Here is a 22,258-nt window from a genome sequence, read left to right on the forward strand (position 1 = left end):
GGTAAACGCCAGTTGCTCTGCATTGCGTCGAATTCTGATTAAGCCGACTGCGCACTCCTGAATAATCTCTTCGCCACGGGGTTTACCGCCGGCCTCAAGCCAAGCATGGCAACTGCCCAGGGTCGGGTGCCCGGCAAAAGGCAACTCGCACAGGGTGGTGAAAATCCGCAGTCGATAATCCGCCTTAGGGTTTTGTGGTTTCAGGACAAAAGTCGTTTCACTGAGATTGGTCCAACGGGCGAAATCAGCCATTTGCTCATCGGTCAAACTGTCGGCATTCAACACCACAGCCACCGGATTGCCCTTGAGAGCAACCGTGCTGAACACATCAACTTGCTTGAATTCGAATAGGCTCATGCCGGGTTCCTTATTAAAAGAGTAGGAGCTGCCGCAGGCTGCGAGCTTTTGATCTTTAGACGCCAAAGATCGCAGCCTTCGGCAGCTCCTACGGAAAAAAACAGACCTCAGCGCTACGTTTGTGGCTAACGAAAATTCTTACTTAAACTGCCGACTCAACCCCGGCGGCACGCCGCTGATATCTGTTTCTTCCCACGGGCCGTTAGGGCTTATCCCACGACTCCAACCGTTGTCCCAGCGGAAGTAGGTGCGCTGGCGGTAGAAGACGTTGCTTTGGTCATCGAGAACGTACACCCCCAATCGCGCATCCCAGTGGCTCGGCCCGCCCGGCGGTGGAGCAAAGGTGGCCGAGGTGCGCGGCAGCGGTTTGGGCGGTTGCGGGATGGGCATATCCGGCAGCGGTTTGTCAGACGGCTGCGGTTGCGGAATCGGGCTTGGGGGTGTGGGCGAAGTACTTTCGTGAGGTTGATGAACCGAGCAAGCACTCAGGCCAATGGCCAGACTAAGCAGGGTAATTCGGGCAAGTATGGCCATAAAGCATTCTCTTTCTTAGTGCGGGATCCACTGTAGCGAGCTTGCTTGCGATCTTTTAATCTCTAAAAAATCACCAGTAAGCTCGCTGCTACAGGCTCTGCGCCGCTATTTGTCAGGGCTGTCGATGGTCAGCTGTTGCACAGTTTGGATGCTGTTGGGCAGCGGTTTACTGCGCCCCGCCCACTCGCCAGCTGTCGGAACGCCAGCACGGGAAATGCGCGCAACCAGTTGGACTTCAGGAAAGTTAGACAGTTTCAAAGCGGGCATCATTGCGTCAGCATCACTTAACTCAAGGGTGATGGGCAGGTCTGCCACAGTCACGCGCTTAACCGCCAGCGGTGCCGGTGGCCCCGACAAGGCGCGGGCGAAAATGAAAACACTGTCGCCCGGTAGGACGCTGGCCTTGACCGCGTCAGCCAGATCAACATTGACCTTGATCGACGCTTGGGCCGTGGCCGCAGGCGCGGTTTCAACTTGGCCGCCACTGGCAAGCAACTGCGCACGCGCACGCTCAATGCCGCCTTGCAGCGCTTCGCGAGACGGGTCATCAGCGGGCAACTCGTTCAGCAGACGCTCCCAATAGGTGATTGCCTCCTGATAGCGCTTGCCCTCAAAGGCAGCAATACCGAGCAAGCCAAGACTGGTCACTTCTTTAGGGTTGATTTTTAACGCTTCGTCGGTCAACGCCTGGGTCTTAGCGCTCCACTTTTTATCATCCGCAAAATACTGCGCCTGCGCCCATTGGCCCAACAGTTCAGGCTGACGACCGGCCAGCGCTACGGCCCGCTCAAAGACCTTGGCCGCCTCTGCCGCACGGTTTTGCGCCATGTAGGCACGCCCCAAGAAGTACCAGCTCTCGGGCGAGTCTGGCTGCGCTTCGGCGGCCCGTTCGAGACGAGAAATGATTTGTTCGAGCGATTGCGGCGGGGTCGAAAACTCTTGGGTCAGCTCAACCTTGTCACTGGCACCAAAGTGCAGGTACAGGCCCAAACCCAGTACCGGCACCATGATCGCGGCCAATATCGGCAAGCCCTTGCCCAACGTTGAAGAACGGCCCGGCGCCACACCCTCGGTGTCTGCGAGCAGTTCGCGGGCGGCTTCGTCGCGCCCTGCTTGGAGTTGCTCAGCGCTCAATACACCTTCTTCGCGCTGAGCCTGCAATTGAGCAACGCGCTCTTGATACAGCGCCACGTTCAAGGCGGTGCGATCTTCTTCACGCTGGGCACGACGACCACGTAACACGGGGATCAGCAAAAAACTGAGGGCGATCAATAGCAGCAAACCGGCTGCAAGCCAGAAATCAATCATCTTGGTTTTTATCCAGCAAGGTCTTGAGGCGCTGACGCTCCTCGGCAGAGAGTGTGTCTGAATCTTCAGTTCGCGCTGTACGACGGCGGCGCCCGACAATCACCCCGATCACCACCACTCCCCCCAGCAGCAACGCCAGCGGACCAAACCACAGCACGGCGGTTTTACTGGTCAAGGGCGGTTTATAGCGCACAAAGTCGCCGTAGCGGTCGACCATAAAGTCGATGATCTGCTGATTGTCTTTACCTTCGCCCAACATGCGGTAAATCTCGCGGCGCAGGTCGGTGGCGATCGGCGCATTAGAATCAGCAAGATCCTGATTTTGGCACTTGGGGCAACGCAACTCTTGGGTCAGTTCACGAAAACGCGCACGCTCAGCGTCATTAGCAAACTCGTAAGTGTCGATGGCGGCATGGGCGACGCCGGTCAACGTCAAGCCGAAAACCACAGCCGCGAGCCAGCGCTTCATGGCGTGGCCTCATCGACCAGCGCTTGGTATTTACCGGCCAGTTGTTCACGCCATACGCGCTCGTCGATCACTCCGACAAACTTGTGCCGAATGATGCCTTGGCTGTCGATCAAAAAGGTTTCTGGGGCGCCATATACACCCATGTTCAGGCCCAGCGAACCGGCTTCGTCATTGATGTCCAGCTGATACGGATTGTGGAACTCTTTGAGCCACTTTTTCGCATCCTCATTGACGTCTTTGTAATTGACGCCATAGATCACCACGCCCTGCTCGGCCAGCTTGGTCAGCACCGGATGCTCGACCTTGCACGAGACGCACCAGGTTGCCCATACGTTGACCAGCGCCGGTTTGCCCTTGAGATCGGCCTCGGTCAAGGTCTTACCGCCCTCAACGGTTGGCAGACTAAACGCCGGGAATGGTTTGTCGATCAGAGCCGAGGGCAACTCAGTTGGGTCCAGAAATAACCCTTTATAGAGAAACCACGCCATGCCCAAAAATACTGCCAGCGGAACCAGCATCAGCCAGCGTCTCATGCCGTTTCTCCTTTCATGCCCAGCGCATCGCGCACGCGGGTTTTAACCTTGACCCGATAACGGCGATCAAGCGCCGCCAGCAAACCACCAAAGCCGGTGAGCAAGCCGCCAAACCAGATCCAGCGTACAAACGGTTTAACGTGTACCCGCACCGCCCAAGCGCCATCACCCAGCGGTTCACCCAAAGCCACATACAGATCACGGGTGAAGCCTGCGTCGATACCGGCTTCGGTCATCATTGAGTTCTGCACCGTGTACAAGCGCTTTTCCGGGTGTAGCACGCTGACCAACTTGCCATCACGCAGCACCCGCACGGTGCCCTTGTCTGAGATGTAGTTAGGGCCTTCAAAATGTTTGGCCCCCTCAAAAATAAACTGGTAACCGGCCAAGGCCATGGACTCGCCCGGTGCCAAACGCAAATCACGCTCAGCACTGTTCTGACTCGACAACACCACGCCCAATGCGCAGACCGCAATCCCCACGTGCGCGATCTGCATGCCCCAATAGCTGCGGGTCAGGCCGCGCAAGCCTTTGACCAAGCCCTTGTGCCGAGTTTTGTCGCCGATATCGCGCACGCCGGCGAGCAGCACCCACGCCGCCAACATAAACGTCGCCATCACCGCCCAGTTAAAGTCGCCATAGGCCACACCGGCAATCGCTGATAATGCCGCGCTGCCGAGCAACACCGGGGTCAACATGCCCAGCAACCATTTGATCGGCGTGTCCTTCCAGCGCACCAACACACCCACCGCCATCACCACCATTAATAAGGCCATCAGTGGAATGAACAACGCGTTGAAGTAAGGCGGGCCGACCGACATTTTGGCGCCACTCACGGCATCCACAATCAGCGGGTAGAGCGTGCCGAGCAAGATCTAGCGCAAATAGGGTCAGCGAACCGCCGACCACAAACAGCAGGAAGATCAGGATGAACACGCCGCGTTCAGGGTCTGAGGCAAACGCATGCACCGAGGTCAACACCCCGGAGCGCACCAAGAACGTCCCGAGCAAGCTCAACGAAAACGCGGCAATGGCCAGCAACACCGTCCAGCTTTTGAACACACCCCGCTTTTCGGTCACCGCCAGCGAGTGAATCAACGCTGTGCCAACCAACCACGGCATGAACGATGCGTTTTCAACCGGGTCCCAGAACCACCAGCCGCCCCAGCCCAGTTCGTAATACGCCCACCATGAACCCAGCGTGATACCAATCCCTAAAAAGGCCCACGCGACGATGGTCCACGGCCGCGACCAGCGGGCCCACGCGGCATCGAGTCGGCCACCGAGCAAGGCGGCAATGGCAAACGCAAAGGCTACCGAGAAACCGACGTAACCCATGTACAACATCGGCGGGTGAACGATCAGACCGATGTCTTGCAGCAGTGGGTTAAGGTCGTTGCCGTTTGCAGGCATCTGCGGCAGTAAACGCACGAACGGGTTAGAGGTCAGGATCAGAAACAGCAGAAAGCCGATGCTGATCATGCCCATGATCGACAGCACACGCGCCAGCATCACCTGTGGCAACTGCCGCGAGAACACCGATACGGCGAATGTCCAGCCGCCCAAAATCAGCGCCCATAACAGCAGCGAGCCTTCGTGAGCGCCCCACACTGCACTGAACTTGTAGTACCACGGCAAGGCGCTGTTGGAGTTATTGGCGACATAAGCGACCGAAAAGTCATCTGTCATAAAGGCGTAGGTCAGACAACCGAAGGCAAACAGCAAAAAAGCAAACTGCCCCCAGGCCGCCGGTTGCGCCAAGCTCATCCATAACTTGTCGCCGCGCCAGGCACCGAGCAGCGGAACGATGGCCTGCACGACGGCAAAGCACAGCGCCAGAATCATGGCCAAGTGGCCCAATTCGGGAATAAACAGTCCAGACGTCATCACTTAACCTCGTTAGCCGGTGCAGGAGCGGATTGACCGCTCTCCTTCAGCGCTTTGGTCACTTCAGGCGGCATGTATTTTTCGTCATGCTTGGCCAGCACTTCATCGGCCACTACCACCCCTTGGGCATTGAGCTTGCCCAACGCGACGATGCCCTGCCCCTCGCGGAACAGGTCCGGCAAGATCCCGCGGTAGTGGATAGCCACATCCTTGTTGAAGTCAGTGACCACAAACGCTACGTCCAGCGAGTCGCCAGAGCGTTTCAGGGAACCGTTTTTAACCATACCGCCCGCGCGAATCCGGGTATCAAGTGGCGCTTCGCCACTGGCGATCTGAGTCGGGGTGTAGAACAGATTGATGTTCTGTTGCAAGGCACTCAAGGCCAACGCAAGCGCCGCGCCGATGCCTACCAAGATCGCCAGGATGATGATCAAACGTTTTTTACGCTGCGGATTCACTTGGAACTCTCCCGACGCAGACGGCGCGCCTCTTGTTGCAAATAACGCCGACGCGCCGCCAGCGGCAGCGTCACGTTGAGTGCCAATACTGCCAAGCAGATGCCATAGGCCGACCAGACATACAGCCCGTGATGGCCCATGGCGACAAAGTCGCTGAAAGAAGCAAAACTCATCGCGACCCCTCTAGTGCCTTTAATACTTCGGCTTTGGCCCAACTGCTGCGCGCCTCACGCTTGAGCACTTCGAGGCGCATGCGCAGCAACAGCGCCGCACCAAAGAAGCAATAAAAACCGAGCACGGTCAGCAGTAACGGCAGCCACATTTCAACAGGCATCGCTGGTTTTTCAGTCAAGGTGAAAGTCGCGCCTTGGTGCAGGGTGTTCCACCACTCCACCGAATATTTGATGATCGGGATGTTGATCACGCCCACAATCGCCAGCACCGCGCAGGCTTTGGCGGCACTGTCGCGGTTAGTAATCGCATTGCCCAACGCGATGAGGCCGAAGTACAGAAACAACAGAATCAGCATGGACGTCAGACGTGCGTCCCACACCCACCACGAGCCCCACGTGGGCTTACCCCAAATGGCTCCGGTGACAAGCGCCACGGCGGTCATCCACGCACCAATCGGGGCCGCGCATTGCAGCGCGACGTCAGCGATTTTCATCTTCCAGACCAGCCCTACCACCCCGCACACCGCCAGCATCACGTAGCAGGATTGCGCCAACATAGCGGCCGGAACATGAATATAAATAATCCTGAAACTATTACCTTGCTGGTAGTCCGGCGGCGCAAACGCCAAGCCCCAGACCAATCCAACCACCAGTAGCAACAGGGCGGCAACGCTCAACCAAGGCAGTAAGCGCCCACTGATGGCATAGAACCATTTCGGTGAGCCAAGTTTGTGAAACCAAGTCCAGTTCATCACGCTGTTTCCATCACGGTACTTCGACGCGGCCACTGCGTGACCAGATCAAAGCGCGGGTCTTTACTGGCCTTTGTCGGACCAGACCTCGTTATTCATTCGCCGACGCTGATTTTCAGGCCCGCGGCTATTGCAAAAGGTGTAAGCGTTACAGCCAAGGCGCTTAGGCAACCCAGCCATAGCAGATACCCGGTCGCAGGCATGCCTTGCAAGGCCGCTTGCAAGGCACCACTGCCCAAAATCAGCACCGGGATATACAACGGTAAAATCAGCAGCGCCAGTAATAAGCCGCCGCGTTTGAGACCTACCGTCAGCGCAGCGCCCACGGCACCGAGCAAACTCAACACCGGCGTCCCCAGCAACAACGACATCAGCAACACCGGTATACAGGCCGCTGGCAGACCCAGCATCAGCGCCAGTAAGGGGGACAGAATCACTAATGCCAACCCGGAAAACGCCCAGTGTGCCAGTGCCTTGGCCAACACCAGTAGCGCCAAAGGATGCGGCGAAAGGACCCACTGCTCCAATGAGCCGTCTTCGAAATCACTGCGAAACAGCCCGTCCAGCGAGAGCAGCACCGACAACAGCGCCGCCACCCACAGTAAGCCGGGGGCTAGGGTTTGCAATAATTGTGACTCCGGGCCAACTGCCAACGGAAACATCGCGATCACAATCGCGAAGAACACCAACGGGTTGGCCAACTCAGCCGGGCGTCTGAATAACAAACGCGCTTCTCGTGCCAATAACGAAGCAAATACGCTCATAGGGCCACTTGCCCCAAGTCGATATCGCGATAACCGGCAGGGACACGGCTCAACGTATGGTGGGTGGTCAACACAACCATACCGCCGCGCTCGCAATGGCTGGCCAAATGTTCTTCAAGGGCGGCGACACCTTGCTTGTCGAGCGCGGTGAACGGTTCGTCGAGAATCCACAGTGGCGGGCTATGCAAATGCAAACGCGCCAGCGCGACACGCCGCTGTTGCCCCGCCGATAAGCTGTGACATGGCACATCTTCAAAGCCCTGCAACCCCACAGCAGCCAATGCGGCCCAAATGTCGGCATGGCTCGCAGGACGATGCAGGGCGCACAGCCAACGCAGGTTTTCTTCGCCCGTGAGTAGATCCTTGATGCCCGCCGCATGACCGATCCAAAGCAACTGACTGGCCAGCTCGGCGCGTTGCTTGTGCAAAGGCAGACCCTTGAGCCGAATCTGGCCTTCTGTGGGCTGCATCAGACCTGCCAATAAACGCAGCAAGCTGGTTTTGCCGCTGCCATTGGGGCCACTGATTTGCAGCATGTCGCCAGGGTCCAAGCGCAATTCGAGATGCTCGAACAACAGGCGCCCGTCTCGCTCACAGGCAAGTGATTGAGTTTCTAGAAGAGCAATGGTCACGTCTTTTGGGCCTTCACGGTTCAAGTCGGCCCGAGCGTGGCCGTTAAAGTGATGCAGGATAGAGACATTTGCGGCCTGTTACAGCGAGCTGGGTCAAAGAATTGGATGGTTGGTACGCACCTTAAACGATGCGGCAGCATTATACATGCCACGTCTTGCTCCAAAGAGGGCCTATTTGAAAGGTTGTCACGATGATAAGCGATGTGAATACTGCGCCCCCCACACCGGCTGCGCCCAGCGCTGGACGCCCCGGCGCCGGGGGCAGTGACGTGTTTAAGTTGCTGCAACCCTATGATGGTCTAATCGGCGCGGGCCAAAGTGCCCAGGCGCAAGTCTTATCACTTAAACAAGAGAACACGGTTTTCCAACTTCTGCTTAAGTTGACGCTGGACAACGGCCGCCAAACCAACGTACAGGTCAGTAGCAACCAAGCACTGCCGTTGGGCGCGCTGCTGTCGGTGACTCAACCTTCACCTGGCAGCTTGGCGATAAGCCTGCAACAAGCGCTCAACAACCATGCCGCCCTGACCCGCTTGGATACCCAACAACTGCCTGTGGGCACGTTATTGCAAGGCAAAGTGCTGAGTTCTCAACTGCTGCCGCCAACCGCTGGGCAATCGGTGATCTATCGCTCGCTGGTGACCTTAATTAATAGCGCGTTGAGCGCCAGCACGCTGATCATCGACAGCCCCCGACCTTTGCGCATCGACAGCTTGCTGACCGCACAAGTCCAGGGCAGTCAGAGCCTCAACGTTGTGTCTCTCAGTGGCCGCCAAGATCAATTAGCGATTGCGCAGCAACTGGCGGCCCAGCAAAGCCGACAAGGCTCGCTCGAAGGGTTGTTGAATGCGCTGCAAAAAATAGCACCCGATAACACCTTGCCCGACGAACTCAGAGGCTCTATCGACAAACTGTTGAGCGCTTTACCCACACCTCAACAACTGAGCAACCCCGGTTCATTAAGCAACGCCCTGCTCAACAGTGGCGCGTTTCTTGAAGCCAAACTGCTGGGCGGGCAGCTACACACCTTGCCAGCGGACATCAAAGCCAGCGTGCTGCGCTTGATTGCACAGATATTGCCCGGCGCCCCAGCCAACCCCAACTTTAACCCCGGCGTCGCCGCCAATAGCCAAGCCCAAGCGCTGCCAACATTTGTACGCAACGCATTGGGCATGCTTAACCAAGTGAGCGCCAAGCCCCAACCGGGAGGGTTTCCACTGCCAGCGCGGCTGGTGCAACACGCAGAAGGTGAAGACAGCCTCGAAAACCTACTCAAACTCGCGGCCGCGGCCATTTCGCGCCTGCAAAGCCATCAGTTGTCGAGCTTGGAACAAACTGGGCGCACCGCCGACGGCAATCTGCTAACGACGTGGCAATTAGAAATCCCCCTACGCAACGCCCATGACATCGTACCGATGCAGGTCAAGTTTCAGCGTGAAGAACCGCCTAACGATGATCGCCAAGACGCCCCTGAAAGCCGCGAAATAAAAGATCAGCTATGGCGCGTAGAACTGGCTTTCGACCTCACCCCCTTAGGCCCACTGCATGTGCAAGCGCAACTGATTCGCGGCAACGTCTCTGGCCAGTTATGGGCACAGCACGCTGACACCGCGGAGCTGATCGCCAGCCAACTGGACGTACTGCGCCAGCGCCTAAATGACGCGGGGCTGAGCGTGACGGACTTGGACTGCCATCAAGGCACCCCGCCCCCCAACGGCCCCACCAAACTTGAACAACGCTGGGTCGACGAAACCGTATGAACACACCCCCAGAACCCCGTCAGGCGATTGCCCTGACCTACGACGGCAAACAGGCGCCCACCCTGACCGCCAAAGGTGACGACGCACTGGCCGAAGCCATCCTCGCCTTGGCCCGCGAACACCACGTGCCTATCTATGAGAATGCCGAACTGGTCAAATTATTGGCGCGCATGGAATTAGGAGACAGCATCCCCCAAGAGCTTTATCGAACACTGGCCGAAATAATTGCCTTTGCCTGGATGCTAAAAGGTAAATACCCACAGGGCTTTGATCCAGAATCAGAGCCAGTTGAGCGCGATGTAACGCCGCGCTAAGGTCTGAAACGTCAGTAGGAGCTGCCGAAAGCTGCGATCTTTTAATCGTTAACAACAAAAGATCGCAGCCTGCGGCAGCTCCTACAGGCCATGTGGCGCAGGTGCTGCGTTTCAACCTTTGCGCCATCTTTAAATAAGGCATTACATACATAAAAACTTACCAACGACCCTAAAAATGGCTAGGTACTACATTTTCAACAGAAGATTCCTACATACACACCTGGCAACAATCCGATACTGTCCCGCCCAGATTTTCATCAACACTTCCACTTGTTTCATTCCTTTAAAAATAGTGCGACTCGGTTTTAAAACGGCATTCAACAACAACGTCATCATGGGCTCAATGACCCATGATTAATAAGTTGAACAGCCTAAACATCAGTCGGTAAAAATCTGCATGGACATAAACACTTATGGACAACACACTGACGCAGAAACAGATCCAGACACTATTAACACTGCAGAACGATATAAACACAGTGATTAACACTGACTGGGTTAACGTCGATTATCCCTACTCACGCGCTATCTTCATGGAGATAGCTGAAGCCATAGATCATCACGGCTGGAAGTGGTGGACAGTTCAAGAACACTGCTTAGATCAGGTCAGAATTGAATTGATCGACGCTTTGCACTTCAGTTTGTCCGCTGAGATCAGCCTGCAAAAAGGCGATTTAAGTGAGTGTGCACATCGTTTGGCCTGCACGTTAAAACAACAGCGCATAAGCACACAAACCTCGCTACTTGATCTGCTGGAGCTGATTTGTGTCAAAGCCCTCACGCACCAAAGTGTTTTCGCTATTCTGTGCGAAGCCCTGCATCTGTGCGATTTAAACACGGGTGAACATATCGTTGAGCTGTATATAAAAAAGAACACACTCGCGCTGTATAGACTGCGCAACGGCTATAGAGAAGGGACCTACAACAAAATATGGGGAACACAAGAGGACAATTGCTTCCTCGATAAAATCCATGCTCGACACAACTGCTTGTCCATTCACGATACAACCCCTCTCTACAAAAAAATAGCCTCGGCGCACAAAATCAACTCGCGACCGACATCCAACAACTGATCACTCGCGCCTATTTCAACAACATCGAATAAACACAGGGATTGTATGCTCTATGACTTCATCATTGTCGGTGCTGGCGTATCAGGTTCAGCGCTAGCGGGTAGACTCGCTCAGCAAAAACCATTCGCTAAAATTTTATTACTCGAGTCCGGTGGTAAGAATAATGGCGCGCTTTTAAAAGTACCGGTCTCTAGCGCACTTTCTATTCCGTTCCGCTCCTCGGTTAACTATGGATATAAAACATCACCTCAAGCCGCGCTCAATCAAAGGTCATGCTATTTACCTTTGGGCAAAGGGCTAGGAGGCGGAAGTGCAATCAATGCAATGGTCTATATACGCGGGCATCGCGAGGACTATAACCAATGGGCGCAACTGGGATGCGTTGGCTGGTCATGGCCTGAAGTACTGCCTTATTTCATACGCGCTGAAAACAATTCAACATGGAACACTGCGTTACACGGCACTGAAGGCCCCTTGCCTGTCGCTAATTTAAAGACGGTTAATCCGGCATCCATTAAATTTGTCGAAGCTGCCAGACACGCGGGTTTCAGGGTCACTGAGGATTTCAACGGTGAACACCAGGATGGCGTGGGTTTCTATCAAGTCTTTCAAAAAGACGGCCAGCGTTTTAGCGCTTATCAGGCCTATTCCCAGTATCTGACCACTCAAAACGTGACCGTCCTCACGCACTCAATCACCCAGCGACTCATTGTTAAAAATGGCACTGTCACGGGTGTTGAGGTGCAGGGTCAGGACGGGACTCAACACTTCTTTGCCGACAAAGAAGTTATTCTCTGCGCAGGCGCTATTGGCACCCCCCACCTACTCATGTGCTCCGGTATTGGCCCAGCAGCAGTGCTACAGCGTGCTGGGGTGCCACTGATTCATGATTCGCCGCACGTGGGGCAAAACCTTCAAGACCATATTGATTATGTGCGCTGCGTCAAAGTCACGGGCACTGAACTCTTGGGCGTATCGTTTAAGGGCACTCACAGACTGCTTAAAGAGTTCAAAGCTTACCGCTCCATGCGGGACGGCATGTTCTCGAGTAATGGCGCTGAGTGCGGCGGCTTTTTAAAAACAGCGCCGTCTTTAGCTCAGCCAGATATACAGATGCATTTTGTTATCGCAATGATGGATAACCATGGCAGAACACCACACTACGGTCATGGTTACTCATGCCATACCTGCCTGTTAAAACCGCTCAGCCGAGGGCATGTGTCTATTACGCACGCAGATATAAAGAAGCGCCCCCTCATTAACATCGGTTTGTTATCCAACAGCCATGATACTGAGCGTTTAATTCGCGGCATTCACATGATGAATACTATTTTGTCGCAACCTCCGCTGTTAGCGCTTAACGGTAAACCACTGCGGCCTCTGCCCATAAATGATGCCGAGTGGGAAAGTGAACTACGCCGTCACGCGCAATCTGCCTATCACCCCGTCGGGACATGTGCGATGGGGCGCGTTGTAACACCTGCGTTAAACTACATTGGCCTCCAAGGTTTACGCATTGCAGATGCTTCTATTATGCCGACCATTATTAGCGGTAACACACAAGCCGCCTGTGCAATGATCGGTGAAAAAGCAGCCGATCTCATTATTGCCGATCACTATTCCAGCAGTTATTCAAGGTGTACATCATGAGCCAAACCCTTAATCACTACTTGCTCAATGTGGGCGAACATGACAAAACCAGACTTTCCATTCTGTCTGATATTTATAACTCTGGAAGCCGAGCATTTATTGAACGCAGTACATCGCACGCTCCTACTCATATTCTTGATATAGGCTGCGGTCACGGGCAAATGACCCAGTGGCTGGCCAAGCAGTTCCCGCAAGCGCAAGTGACTGGTATAGATGTGTCCACTGAGCAACTCGATATGAGTCGTGCTAACTGCACGATGCCTAATGTGTCGTTTGTCCAGCACGACTTTACTCAGGGCGTACTCAAACACACCGCCGTCGATTTGGTGTACATCCGGTATGTGTTGTTGCATGTAAAAAATTGGCAGACTTTTTTTGACAATCTACTTCAGTCCATTGCACCCGATGCAAAAATCCTTATAGAAGAGCCAGGCTTTCCTTTTTTCTGCTACCCCTCAAATGAGCAACTTGAGAAAGCCAATCGTCTAGGCTGCCAATTAACCCGACAGCTAGGTTTGAACTACGACTGCATTGAGCCTTTGTGGCATAAAGTGACCCATTGCGAACGCTTCAAAATTAACCAGGTAAATTTCACTCAGCCGCTCTTAAAGTCACCCGAAGAGAAAAGTATTCTCTGGCGCTCTTTTATACAAATCGCACAGCCTCTGATAGCACTTGGATTCGCCTCTGAGGAAGAAGTTAACGCAATTCTGGCCGAGTTGGTTAATATCGCCAATGATCAACACTCGATTGTAGGCAGTCTGCGGCTTATTCAGTTAAACCTCAGCGCTTTACCGTTATCAAGCGCAGCTCAGCATGAATAATCACCGACAAAAAGCGGTGGTGATCGGAGGCAGTCTTACAGGCTGTTTAGTTGCCCAAGTACTGTCCAGCCATTTCAATGAAGTTGTTATTCTTGAGAAAGATCAATTTGATTGCACCCCAACCCCACGCAAAGGCGTCCCCCAAGAAAATCATCTTCATATTGTTCTTAAACAGGGTATGGACAGTATTGAAGCTATTTTTCCTGGCATCAGCGACTCCCTCAGTGCACAAGGCGGTGTAACCGTCAACCTAGGTCATGGATTACGCTGGTATCAGGCCGGTCAATGGAAAGCCCCCTACACCAGTAAGCTTTCATCAGTTTTGTTCAGCCGTGCGCTTTTAGATACAACAATCAGGCAACGCATACTTAACAACCCGAGCATCCAGGTTAAACGTCGTGTGCGCGTTAACGCCTTTATTATTGAAGGCTCGCGGGTTGAAGGTGTGCGCTTTAATGACCAAGGGGCTGATCAATCCCTGCATTGCGATTTAGTCGTGGATTGCAGCGGTGCTGGCTCAAAAACCGCAGAGTGGCTCAACACAGCTGGTTTTGATCGCGTTGAGAACTCAACGTTAAAAAAACAGATCCGGTATTCATCGGCCCTGTATCGCAGCGAAAGCCCTCTAGAGAAAAAAGCGATCGTGATCTGGGATACGGGCAGCCACAAACACAATGTGGGTTTGCTGTTTCCTATAGAAAAAGACACATGGATCGTCTCTACCGGGGGCTGCTTTGACTCCAACCCAACCGCCGACAAAAACACATTTAAAGCATTTATTGACGCTCTGCCGCAGGCTGATATCAGCCAGTTTATAAGCCAGTCCACAGCCGTTTCTGACCTGCATACGTTTGCCTTCCCGGGCAGTGCTTGGTTGCATTATGAAAAAATGCCCAACTTCCCACTGGGCTTGATCGTCGCCGGTGCAGCTTTTTGCAGGCTCAATCCATTCTTTGGACAAGGCATTACGTTGTGCGCCAGCCATGCACTCGTTATTAGCCAATACCTCCTGCGCAACACAGAGGGTTGTATTGCCACACGTGACGTTCAACAGCAGCTTGCCAAAGCCAATAGGTCGCCCTGGAAAGTGTCTGAAGTCGAAGACCTAAGGCATGCCTGCGTCCCAGGTAAACGCAGCCTATTGAATAAGTTTCTTATGTGGTACACCCAAAAATTTTACTGCCTCTCTAATCACGATGTTTTCGCCCGAGAACTTCAGTTCAAGGTCATGCATCAAATCGCTTCGCCTTATGCCCTGTTTCATCCTTTCATCGTTTTCAAGGTGTTAGCACAGGCGGGGTAAATCAGTCTTCCTGCACTGGCTCTAACCCCTTGTACATCATTACCAAGTAGGCCGAAAAAGGCCTCAACTGGAGTTTTTACACATGACTTGCTCCGACGAAGAAACGCTTATTCTGGTTGATCATCTGGACACGCAAACAGGCACTGCGCAGAAACTGCACGTGCACCAGCAAGGCCTGCTGCATCGCGCCTTTTCGATTTTTGTGTTCAATGATCAAGGCCAACTGATGCTGCAACACAGAGCCTTGAGCAAGTATCACTCGGGGGGCTTGTGGACTAACACCTGTTGCGGCCATCCGCGACCTGAGGAGTCGACCGCCAATGCTGCTCGGCGTCGGCTGCAGGAAGAAATGGGCTTTGAATGTCCATTATTTGAAGTGGGTACATTGATTTACAAAGCCAAAGTATCCAATGACCTTATTGAGCATGAGTTCGATCATGTCTACGTGGGCCGATTCAATGCCCAAGCCCAACCTGATCCTAACGAAGCCCATGACTGGGCATGGATTGACACCCAAACTTTGACGACCCAACTGATCGAGCAACCCGAGTTGTACACCGTGTGGTTCAAAAAAATTCTTGAGCAACCCAGTGCCAACTTGGATAGCCTCAAAGATTACGCGCAACGATTGAACTCGCCGCCCTCAAAGGGAAGCTTGAATTCAACCCTTGTGCATCTTGCTCATTAATTCCGCCTCAGCTTGGGTTAACCCGCACGACTGAGTCAGTTCGTCAATGCTGGCGCCCATGCCTACCAGCCGTGCCGCTTGGTCAAACGATAGGCTGGTCGGATCGCGCTGTTCGAGGCGGGTCAGTTTTTCCGGTAGCGGCGCCACCACCGAGCGCATTTCGTGCAGTTCTTCACCCATTTGCACGTTGCCGTTTTGGTAAGTGTCCAAACGGCGGCTGAGTTCCTTGAGGCGGCGGTCGCGCTGTGCGTCAGCAGCGGCCTGCTGCGCAGCCACCACGCGCTGTTTGCGCACGTAGATCAAAAACGCCCACACAGTCGCGGCCCACAGTAGGCTCAGCACCGTTACCACCCCCTCAAGAATCAATCAGATGTTCTCCAGGTCTGACCACTCGTCATCAGTCATCATCTTGTTCAGCTCAACCAGAATCAGCAGCTCGCCGTTCTTGTTGCATACGCCTTGAATGAATTTGGCCGACTCGTCATTGCCCACATTGGGCGCCGTTTCGATTTCAGACTGACGCAGATACACCACTTCAGCCACGCTGTCGACCAGAATACCGACCACTTGCTTGTCAGCCTCAATGATGACGATGCGCGAGTTATCGGTAATTTCAGCACCGTACAACCCGAAACGCTGACGGGTGTCGATGACGGTTACCACGTTACCGCGCAGGTTGATGATGCCCAACACGTAAGCTGGCGCACCTGGCACCGGGGCAATTTCGGTGTAGCGCAGCACTTCCTGCACTTGCATCACGTTGATGCCGTAAGTCTCGTTGTCCAGCTTGAAGGTGACCCATTGCAGGATCGGATCATCGGAACCCTGTGCGGCTGTTTGTTTCATACCCCAAACCCCTGACTAAAACCCGCCCATAGCGGTGTGTGCTGTCTGACCGTGCTGAGGCCCGGCCGTTTATTTGTCTGCTGCTACAGCCCTGTGTTTGGTTGCGCCGCTGGCGATTAACTCGGCCAACTCAGCAACGTCCAGCAGTGCGCACATGTGCTCAATGACAGTGCCCGCCAACCACGGACGCTGCCCGCGTTGAGAACGCCATTTGATCTGGTTGGGGTCCAGGCGCAGTGAGCGGCTGACTTGATGCACCGCCAGCCCCCATTCGTAGCCCTGAACCGAAATCACGTATTGCAGCCCTTCGCGAAAGTCATCGCGGTAGCGGTCGGGCATGACCCAACGTGCCGTGTCCAAAACGTTAAGCTTGCCGCTCTGGCTTGGCAGGATCCCCAAAAACCATTCTGGCTGACCAAACAAAGGGGTCAGTTCACGACCTTGCAGTGAATAAATAGACCCCAAACACACCAGCGGAACAGCCAACGTCAGCCCCGCCACATCGAACAATAAACATTCGAACGGCTCGCTCGCCCACGCCGGGCGCCCATCGTCCTGCACCGGCAGACGCGTGCCAGACACGTTCGGGCGAGCCTGCACGACTGACGGCAACGCCGGCAGCACGTCTGAGAGCGGCACCGCAACCGCCAGCGGCGGCTCCAACGATGCAACCCGTGCATCACGCACATGCTCTTCAAGCACCGCAGCGGCGAAGTCGTCCAGAGGTTCCGATTCAGCGGGCAGTTCAGGCGCCGCCTCTTCCTGCACCTGCTCTGTTGCATCAAACAGCAGGTTGTCTAAATACGACTGCAACGCCACTTGCGGGCTTGTAGACAGTGCGACCGGTTGCTTCATCAGGTGCCTCACTCAGCCTTGGCCCGACCATGACCTGGGAAGGTTATCGGCCATGCCACGCAGATACTTGAATGCACGCCCAGCTCACACCGCTTGCGGTGACAGTTGCTGGGTCAACATATGTTTGAGCAACGCGCGATACGCGATCGTGCCACGGCTTTTGGTGTCGAACTGCGAAGGCGTCAGCCCTGCCCGACTGGCATCGCGCAAACGTGTGTCAACCGGGATAAACCCCTGCCACAGCGTTTCAGGATGTGAATCGCGCAACACCCGCAAGGTGCTCATGGACGCTTGAGTACGCCGATCAAACAACGTCGGCACGATGCAAAATGGCAACGCCTGTTTGCGTGAGCGATTGATCATCGCCAGTGTGTTGACCATACGTTCAAGCCCCATCAGGGCCAAATGTTCGGTTTGCACGGGAATGATCAACTGCTGGCTGGCCGCCAATGCGTTGACCATCAGCACACCGAGCAACGGCGGGCTGTCAATGATGGCGTAGTCGTAGTCTTGCCACACTTGCGCCAAGCCACGGGCAATCACCAATCCCAAACCACTTTGGCCCGGTGATTGTCGCTCAAGGGTGGCCAACGCGGTGCTGGCGGGCAACAAGGCAATCTGCTCGTTGCTCGTGGGCAGCAACAACTGCGCGGTCAACCCCTCGGGGACCTGCCCCTTGTGCAAAAACAGGTCGTAATTACTGTGCTCAAGGGCATCCGGGTCATAACCGAAATAGCTGGTCATAGAGCCATGCGGGTCGAGATCGACCACGATCACGCGCTTACCCGCCTCAGCCAGCAAACCCGCCAGGGCGATGGATGTGGTGGTCTTACCGACTCCACCTTTTTGATTTGCGACTGTCCAGACTCTCATTCAGTTATTCCTCCCGGCTGCACGCGTGCCGACCGAGAATTGCCATGCACTTATAGGGACGGTGACGGGGAATTGACGGTATTCCCACGGACCAGCGGCGTTGGTTGAGGCGGTGCAGTTTGTGTGCCAGCCCGCCTCAAAGCGGCATCCGGTGTTGCGTTGGCTGTGCCGCTGCTGGTCAAACTGCGACGAACATCCAGGTTGCGCGACACCACCAAGACCACTCGACGGTTGAGCGCGCGACCTTCAGGGGTGTTGTTATTGGCCACGGGCTGGAACTCGGCGTAACCCACCGACGCCATGCGCCCAGGGTCGACACCTTGCATCGCTAGCATGCGCACAATACTGGCCGAGCGCGCCGAGGACAGTTCCCAATTGGTGGGGTATTGCGCCGTACGAATGGGTTGATTATCGGTAAAGCCTTCAACGTGAATCGGGTTATCGAAGGGTTTAAGAATCGTCGCCAACTTGTCGATGATGCTGAATGCCAGGTCACTAGGCATGGCATCGCCACTGCCGAATAACAAGCTGGAGTTCAGTTCGATTTCGACCCACAGCTCATTGCCGCGCACCGTGAGTTGGTGAGACGTAATCAAATCGCCAAAGGCTTGAGTGATGTCATTGGCGATGCTTTTGAGCGGATCTTCCTCGGTCTGTCCAAGCCCTGCATCCGTGTTGTCGCTGTTTTTGATCAGCGGCTGGGCCGGTTTAGTGGTCAGCGGGCGCTCTTCACCAATCGGCACCGGTTCAGTGCTGCGTGCAGTGTCAGTAAACACCCCAACCAACGCTTGGGAGATCACCCGGTATTTGCCTTCATTAATCGAAGAAATCGAGTACATAACCACGAAAAAAGCAAACAACAACGTGATGAAATCCGCGTACGACACCAGCCAACGCTCATGATTGACGTGCTCTTGAGCACCGCGGCGGCGACGGCTCATGGTTAACCCGTAAAACCCTGAAGTTTGAGTTCAATGGCCCGTGGGTTCTCACCCTCAGCAATCGACAGAATGCCTTCCAGCAACATCTCACGGTACAACGACTGGCGCAGCGCTATCGCCTTGAGCTTGCTGGCAATCGGCAGCAACACCAGGTTAGCGCTGGCCACCCCATAAATAGTCGCGACAAATGCCACGGCAATCCCGCTGCCCAACTGGGCCGGGTCCGCGAGGTTACCCATCACATGGATCAACCCCATGACCGCACCAATAATGCCGATGGTCGGGGCATAGCCGCCCATGCATTCAAAAACCTTGGCGGCCTCGATGTCGCGGGTTTCCTGGGTCATATAGTCGACCTCAAGCACGCTGCGAATAGCTTCTGGCTCTACCCCATCGACCAATAATTGCAGGCCCTTGCGCGAATAGCTGTCGGGTTCGGTATCGGCCATCGTTTCCAGCCCCAACAACCCCTCTTTGCGCGCCGTTAGGCTCCAATTGACGACCTGATTGATACCGCCCGCCATGTCGATATGCGGCGGAAAGAAAATCCAGCCCACGGTCTGAATCGAGCGCTTAAAGGCGCTCATCGGCGACTGCAATAACGCCGCTCCCAAGGTGCCGCCCAGCACGATAAGCGCCGCAGGGCCATTGGCCAGCGCGCCCAAATGCCCGCCTTCCAGATAGTTACCGCCAACAATGGCCACAAAGGCCATGATGATGCCGATCAGGCTGAGCACATCCATCAGTGACAGGCCTCGACCAGATGGCGACCCATGTCATCGAGGCTGTACACCGCGTCGGCCAAATTGGCCTTAACAATGGCCATGGGCATGCCATAGATCACGCAACTCGCTTCATCTTGTGCCCACACTTGGCTGCCGCACTGTTTAAGCAGACGCGCCCCTTCGCGGCCATCCGCGCCCATCCCGGTCAATACCACCGCCAAAACCTTGTCACCGTAAGCTTTAGCCGCTGAGCCAAAGGTGATATCGACGCTTGGCTTGTAGTTCAGGCGTTCGTCGCCTGGCAGAATTCTGACGGTGCCTCGACCGTCGACCATCATTTGCTTACCGCCTGGCGCCAGCAACGCCAGCCCAGGGCGCAACGTATCGCCGTCTTCGGCTTCTTTGACGTTGATGCGGCACAGCTTGTCGAGGCGCTCAGCAAAGGCTTTGGTAAACGCCGCAGGCATGTGCTGGACCAACACGATGGGCGCCGCAAAGTTACCCGGCAACTGGGTCAATACACGCTGCAACGCCACTGGGCCGCCGGTTGAAGTACCAATCGCCACAAGCTTGTAAGGCTTGCGTTTGACCGCCGAGCCATGGGCGCTCGGGGCCGCGCGGCTAGCAATGGGTGTGCTGCGGGTCGGCGCCGGGGTGGGTGTCGCAATTGTTGCAGGGCCAGCCCCAACGGGCGCACGGCTGACAGGTGCAGACGACAGCGCGCCCAGACTGGACAGGCGGCGGTTACTGCGCGAAATAGAGTGCACCTTCTCACACAGCAGTTGTTTGACCTTATCGGGATTGCGCGAGATGTCTTCGAAGTTTTTCGGCAGAAAGTCCACTGCTCCGGCGTCCAGCGCATCAAGGGTGACGCGAGCCCCTTCGTGGGTCAGGGATGAAAACATCAACACCGGCGTTGGGCAGCGCTGCATGATGTGGCGCACCGCAGTGATGCCGTCCATCATCGGCATTTCATAGTCCATGGTGATCACGTCGGGCCTGAGCGCCAGCGCTTGGTCAATCGCCTCTTTGCCATTGGTCGCCGTGCCGATCACGTTAATCGTTGGGTCAGCCGACAGGATTTCCGACACGCGACGGCGGAAGAAACCTGAATCGTCCACCACAAGGACTTTGACTACCATAAACACTCCGTTAGGCGACACGAGGGGCGCCTGCGCCCCACACAACGTGAATCAAATACGCCGCGAGGCGTAGTGCTTGAGCATGCTCGGCACATCCAAAATCAACGCGATGCGACCGTCACCGGTAATGGTGGCGCCCGACATGCCAGGGGTGCCCTGAAGCATTTTGCCCAACGGCTTGATGACCACCTCTTCTTGGCCAACCAACTGATCGACTACAAAGCCGATCCGCTGAGTACCGATCGACACGATCACCACATGCCCTTCGCGTTGCTCTTCGTGCGCGGCCGAAGCCACCAGCCAGCGCTTGAGGTAAAACAGCGGCAACGCTTTGTCGCGCACAATCACCACTTCTTGGCCGTCAACCACATTGGTCCGCGACAGGTCGAGGTGGAAAATTTCGTTGACGTTGACCAGCGGAAAGGCAAACGCCTGACTGCCCAACATCACCATCAGGGTCGGCATGATCGCCAAGGTCAGCGGCACCTTGATCACGATCTTCGAACCTTTGCCCAAGGTCGACTCAATGGCCAGTGAACCATTGAGCTGAGCGATCTTGGTTTTCACCACGTCCATGCCCACACCACGACCCGATACGTCAGAAATTTCGGTTTTGGTCGAAAACCCCGGCGCAAAAATCAGGTTATAGCAGTCGCTTTCGCTTAAGCGATCCGCCGCGTCTTTGTCCATCAAGCCTTTTTTGACGGCGATGGCGCGTAGGACATTTGCATCCATACCTTTGCCGTCGTCAGAAATCGACAGCAAGATATGGTCGCCTTCCTGCTCTGCCGATAGCACCACCCGTCCACAACGATGCTTGCCTGCAGCTTCGCGTTCTGCGGGGGTTTCACAGCCGTGGTCAACCGCGTTGCGCACCAAGTGCACCAAAGGATCAGCCAGCGCTTCAACCAGATTTTTATCCAGATCGGTTTCTTCACCCACCAGTTCGAGGCTGATTTCTTTTTTCAGCTGGCGCGCTAAATCCCGAACCAGACGCGGAAAACGACCAAATACCTTCTTGATCGGCTGCATCCGAGTCTTCATCACCGAGGTTTGTAGGTCTGCGGTGACCACATCGAGGTTGGACAGCGCCTTGGCCATGGCTTCGTCTTGCAGATTAAGGCCCAGCCGTACCAGACGGTTTCGCACCAACACTAACTCGCCGACCATGTTCATGATTTCGTCGAGCCGCGCGGTGTCTACTCGGACCGTGGTTTCGGCTTCTGAGGCGACCGGTTTTTCTTGGGGCGGCGCAGGCGCACGGACAGGTTCTGCGCGTGCGGCCACAGCCTTGGGCTGAGGCTTGCTAGCTACCGGGGCTGTTGAGCTGGAGGCGCCTGCTGTCGAATTGATTGTGGCGACGACAACCGGGCTTTGAGCCGAAAACTGGCCTTTAC

25 protein-coding genes and 1 pseudogene are annotated in these 22,258 nt (G+C 55.2%); 7 read left to right on the forward strand and 19 right to left on the reverse strand.

Features of this window, described 5'->3' with window-relative positions:
• The 11 genes and pseudogenes from AQS70_RS19995 to ccmA all read right to left on the reverse strand — a co-directional run.
• On the reverse strand, positions 1 to 357 hold a 357-nt coding region (locus tag AQS70_RS19995; RefSeq protein WP_156355242.1), incomplete at its 3' end, for a PhzF family phenazine biosynthesis protein.
• A gap of 138 nt (positions 358 to 495) precedes the next feature.
• Entirely contained in the window at positions 496 to 891 is a 396-nt protein-coding gene (locus tag AQS70_RS20000) for a hypothetical protein (protein ID WP_055104477.1), read from the reverse strand.
• A gap of 105 nt (positions 892 to 996) precedes the next feature.
• Positions 997 to 2,199: a c-type cytochrome biogenesis protein CcmI gene (ccmI, locus tag AQS70_RS20005; protein WP_055104478.1), complete on the reverse strand. Its 1,203-nt coding sequence runs from the start codon at positions 2,197 to 2,199 to the stop codon at positions 997 to 999.
• Positions 2,192 to 2,668, reverse strand: coding sequence for a cytochrome c-type biogenesis protein (locus AQS70_RS20010; protein ID WP_055104479.1), 477 nt, complete (start codon positions 2,666 to 2,668; stop codon positions 2,192 to 2,194). Before AQS70_RS20010 ends, ccmI begins: the two co-directional genes overlap by 8 nt.
• Complete coding sequence (locus AQS70_RS20015; RefSeq protein ID WP_055104480.1) at positions 2,665 to 3,201, reverse strand: DsbE family thiol:disulfide interchange protein; 537 nt, start codon at positions 3,199 to 3,201, stop codon at positions 2,665 to 2,667. The genes AQS70_RS20010 and AQS70_RS20015 overlap by 4 nt, the downstream gene beginning before the upstream one ends.
• Positions 3,198 to 5,088, reverse strand: a pseudogene (locus AQS70_RS20020) (heme lyase CcmF/NrfE family subunit). The gene AQS70_RS20015 and the pseudogene AQS70_RS20020 overlap by 4 nt, the downstream one beginning before the upstream one ends.
• Positions 5,088 to 5,546: a cytochrome c maturation protein CcmE gene (gene ccmE / locus AQS70_RS20025; protein WP_055104481.1), complete on the reverse strand. Its 459-nt coding sequence runs from the start codon at positions 5,544 to 5,546 to the stop codon at positions 5,088 to 5,090. The pseudogene AQS70_RS20020 and the gene ccmE overlap by 1 nt, the downstream one beginning before the upstream one ends.
• Positions 5,543 to 5,719, reverse strand: a complete 177-nt coding sequence (gene ccmD / locus AQS70_RS20030; RefSeq protein ID WP_055104482.1) for a heme exporter protein CcmD — start codon at positions 5,717 to 5,719, stop codon at positions 5,543 to 5,545. The genes ccmE and ccmD overlap by 4 nt, the downstream gene beginning before the upstream one ends.
• The gene (locus AQS70_RS20035; protein ID WP_187331831.1) at positions 5,716 to 6,474 is read right to left on the reverse strand and encodes a heme ABC transporter permease; all 759 of its coding nucleotides are present in this window, start codon (positions 6,472 to 6,474) and stop codon (positions 5,716 to 5,718) included. The genes ccmD and AQS70_RS20035 overlap by 4 nt, the downstream gene beginning before the upstream one ends.
• Positions 6,475 to 6,566: 92 nt before the next feature.
• Positions 6,567 to 7,235 (reverse strand): heme exporter protein CcmB, encoded by a 669-nt coding sequence (gene ccmB / locus AQS70_RS20040; protein WP_055104484.1) that lies wholly within the window; start codon positions 7,233 to 7,235, stop codon positions 6,567 to 6,569.
• Positions 7,232 to 7,867 carry a cytochrome c biogenesis heme-transporting ATPase CcmA gene (gene ccmA, locus AQS70_RS20045; protein WP_055104499.1) on the reverse strand — a complete coding sequence of 212 codons (636 nt, stop codon included), beginning with the start codon at positions 7,865 to 7,867 and terminating at the stop codon, positions 7,232 to 7,234. Before ccmA ends, ccmB begins: the two co-directional genes overlap by 4 nt.
• 191 nt (positions 7,868 to 8,058) lie before the next feature.
• Here ccmA and fliK point away from each other — a divergent pair, with 191 nt between their 5' ends.
• From fliK to idi, 7 genes are all read left to right on the forward strand, one after another.
• Complete coding sequence (gene fliK / locus AQS70_RS20050) at positions 8,059 to 9,627, forward strand: flagellar hook-length control protein FliK (RefSeq protein ID WP_055104485.1); 1,569 nt, start codon at positions 8,059 to 8,061, stop codon at positions 9,625 to 9,627.
• Complete coding sequence (locus tag AQS70_RS20055; RefSeq protein WP_055104486.1) at positions 9,624 to 9,941, forward strand: EscU/YscU/HrcU family type III secretion system export apparatus switch protein; 318 nt, start codon at positions 9,624 to 9,626, stop codon at positions 9,939 to 9,941. Before fliK ends, AQS70_RS20055 begins: the two co-directional genes overlap by 4 nt.
• Positions 9,942 to 10,354: 413 nt before the next feature.
• Entirely contained in the window at positions 10,355 to 11,014 is a 660-nt protein-coding gene (locus AQS70_RS20060; RefSeq protein WP_055104487.1) for a dUTP diphosphatase, read from the forward strand.
• Between the two features lie 45 nt (positions 11,015 to 11,059).
• Entirely contained in the window at positions 11,060 to 12,664 is a 1,605-nt protein-coding gene (locus AQS70_RS20065) for a GMC family oxidoreductase (protein ID WP_082428163.1), read from the forward strand.
• Positions 12,661 to 13,488 carry a class I SAM-dependent methyltransferase gene (locus AQS70_RS20070; protein WP_055104489.1) on the forward strand — a complete coding sequence of 276 codons (828 nt, stop codon included), beginning with the start codon at positions 12,661 to 12,663 and terminating at the stop codon, positions 13,486 to 13,488. Before AQS70_RS20065 ends, AQS70_RS20070 begins: the two co-directional genes overlap by 4 nt.
• A complete protein-coding gene (locus AQS70_RS20075) occupies positions 13,481 to 14,791 on the forward strand; it encodes an FAD-dependent oxidoreductase (RefSeq protein WP_055104490.1) in 1,311 nt (436 codons plus the stop codon). Before AQS70_RS20070 ends, AQS70_RS20075 begins: the two co-directional genes overlap by 8 nt.
• 82 nt (positions 14,792 to 14,873) lie before the next feature.
• A complete protein-coding gene (idi, locus tag AQS70_RS20080) occupies positions 14,874 to 15,479 on the forward strand; it encodes an isopentenyl-diphosphate Delta-isomerase (RefSeq protein ID WP_055104491.1) in 606 nt (201 codons plus the stop codon).
• Here the strand turns inward: idi and AQS70_RS20085 are convergent.
• The 8 genes from AQS70_RS20085 to AQS70_RS20120 all read right to left on the reverse strand — a co-directional run.
• On the reverse strand, positions 15,453 to 15,845 hold the full coding sequence (locus AQS70_RS20085; RefSeq protein ID WP_055104492.1) for a DUF2802 domain-containing protein: 393 nt from the start codon (positions 15,843 to 15,845) through the stop codon (positions 15,453 to 15,455). The two genes, idi and AQS70_RS20085, sit on opposite strands and share 27 nt — an antisense overlap.
• The gene (locus AQS70_RS20090) at positions 15,846 to 16,325 is read right to left on the reverse strand and encodes a chemotaxis protein CheW (RefSeq protein WP_055104493.1); all 480 of its coding nucleotides are present in this window, start codon (positions 16,323 to 16,325) and stop codon (positions 15,846 to 15,848) included.
• A 69-nt stretch (positions 16,326 to 16,394) separates the two neighbouring features.
• A complete protein-coding gene (locus tag AQS70_RS20095; protein ID WP_055104494.1) occupies positions 16,395 to 17,180 on the reverse strand; it encodes a CheW domain-containing protein in 786 nt (261 codons plus the stop codon).
• Positions 17,181 to 17,264: 84 nt separating this feature from the next.
• Positions 17,265 to 18,053 (reverse strand): ParA family protein, encoded by a 789-nt coding sequence (locus AQS70_RS20100; RefSeq protein WP_055104495.1) that lies wholly within the window; start codon positions 18,051 to 18,053, stop codon positions 17,265 to 17,267.
• A gap of 50 nt (positions 18,054 to 18,103) precedes the next feature.
• Positions 18,104 to 18,994 (reverse strand): flagellar motor protein MotD, encoded by an 891-nt coding sequence (gene motD, locus AQS70_RS20105; RefSeq protein ID WP_055104496.1) that lies wholly within the window; start codon positions 18,992 to 18,994, stop codon positions 18,104 to 18,106.
• A 2-nt stretch (positions 18,995 to 18,996) separates the two neighbouring features.
• The gene (locus tag AQS70_RS20110) at positions 18,997 to 19,737 is read right to left on the reverse strand and encodes a flagellar motor protein (RefSeq protein ID WP_055104497.1); all 741 of its coding nucleotides are present in this window, start codon (positions 19,735 to 19,737) and stop codon (positions 18,997 to 18,999) included.
• On the reverse strand, positions 19,737 to 20,861 hold the full coding sequence (locus AQS70_RS20115; RefSeq protein WP_055104498.1) for a protein-glutamate methylesterase/protein-glutamine glutaminase: 1,125 nt from the start codon (positions 20,859 to 20,861) through the stop codon (positions 19,737 to 19,739). Before AQS70_RS20115 ends, AQS70_RS20110 begins: the two co-directional genes overlap by 1 nt.
• Positions 20,862 to 20,912: 51 nt before the next feature.
• Positions 20,913 to 22,258: chemotaxis protein CheA (locus tag AQS70_RS20120; protein ID WP_241492871.1), on the reverse strand; the 1,346-nt coding region annotated here is incomplete at its 5' end.

The organism is Pseudomonas endophytica (assembly GCF_001411475.1).
GTDB classification, from domain to species: Bacteria; Pseudomonadota; Gammaproteobacteria; order Pseudomonadales; family Pseudomonadaceae; genus Aquipseudomonas; species Aquipseudomonas endophytica.

Coding starts and splice junctions, on each gene's coding strand:
- AQS70_RS20000 (WP_055104477.1), bottom strand. CDS start 891: ATGGCCATACTTGCCCGAATTACCCTGCTTAGTCTGGCCATTGGCCTG.
- ccmI (WP_055104478.1), bottom strand. CDS start 2,199: ATGATTGATTTCTGGCTTGCAGCCGGTTTGCTGCTATTGATCGCCCTC.
- AQS70_RS20010 (WP_055104479.1), bottom strand. CDS start 2,668: ATGAAGCGCTGGCTCGCGGCTGTGGTTTTCGGCTTGACGTTGACCGGC.
- AQS70_RS20015 (WP_055104480.1), bottom strand. CDS start 3,201: ATGAGACGCTGGCTGATGCTGGTTCCGCTGGCAGTATTTTTGGGCATG.
- ccmD (WP_055104482.1), bottom strand. CDS start 5,719: ATGAGTTTTGCTTCTTTCAGCGACTTTGTCGCCATGGGCCATCACGGG.
- ccmB (WP_055104484.1), bottom strand. CDS start 7,235: ATGAGCGTATTTGCTTCGTTATTGGCACGAGAAGCGCGTTTGTTATTC.
- fliK (WP_055104485.1), top strand. CDS start 8,059: ATGATAAGCGATGTGAATACTGCGCCCCCCACACCGGCTGCGCCCAGC.
- AQS70_RS20055 (WP_055104486.1), top strand. CDS start 9,624: ATGAACACACCCCCAGAACCCCGTCAGGCGATTGCCCTGACCTACGAC.
- AQS70_RS20060 (WP_055104487.1), top strand. CDS start 10,355: ATGGACAACACACTGACGCAGAAACAGATCCAGACACTATTAACACTG.
- AQS70_RS20065 (WP_082428163.1), top strand. CDS start 11,060: ATGCTCTATGACTTCATCATTGTCGGTGCTGGCGTATCAGGTTCAGCG.
- AQS70_RS20070 (WP_055104489.1), top strand. CDS start 12,661: ATGAGCCAAACCCTTAATCACTACTTGCTCAATGTGGGCGAACATGAC.
- AQS70_RS20075 (WP_055104490.1), top strand. CDS start 13,481: ATGAATAATCACCGACAAAAAGCGGTGGTGATCGGAGGCAGTCTTACA.
- idi (WP_055104491.1), top strand. CDS start 14,874: ATGACTTGCTCCGACGAAGAAACGCTTATTCTGGTTGATCATCTGGAC.
- AQS70_RS20090 (WP_055104493.1), bottom strand. CDS start 16,325: ATGAAACAAACAGCCGCACAGGGTTCCGATGATCCGATCCTGCAATGG.
- AQS70_RS20095 (WP_055104494.1), bottom strand. CDS start 17,180: ATGAAGCAACCGGTCGCACTGTCTACAAGCCCGCAAGTGGCGTTGCAG.
- AQS70_RS20100 (WP_055104495.1), bottom strand. CDS start 18,053: ATGAGAGTCTGGACAGTCGCAAATCAAAAAGGTGGAGTCGGTAAGACC.
- motD (WP_055104496.1), bottom strand. CDS start 18,994: ATGAGCCGTCGCCGCCGCGGTGCTCAAGAGCACGTCAATCATGAGCGT.
- AQS70_RS20110 (WP_055104497.1), bottom strand. CDS start 19,737: ATGGATGTGCTCAGCCTGATCGGCATCATCATGGCCTTTGTGGCCATT.
- AQS70_RS20115 (WP_055104498.1), bottom strand. CDS start 20,861: ATGGTAGTCAAAGTCCTTGTGGTGGACGATTCAGGTTTCTTCCGCCGT.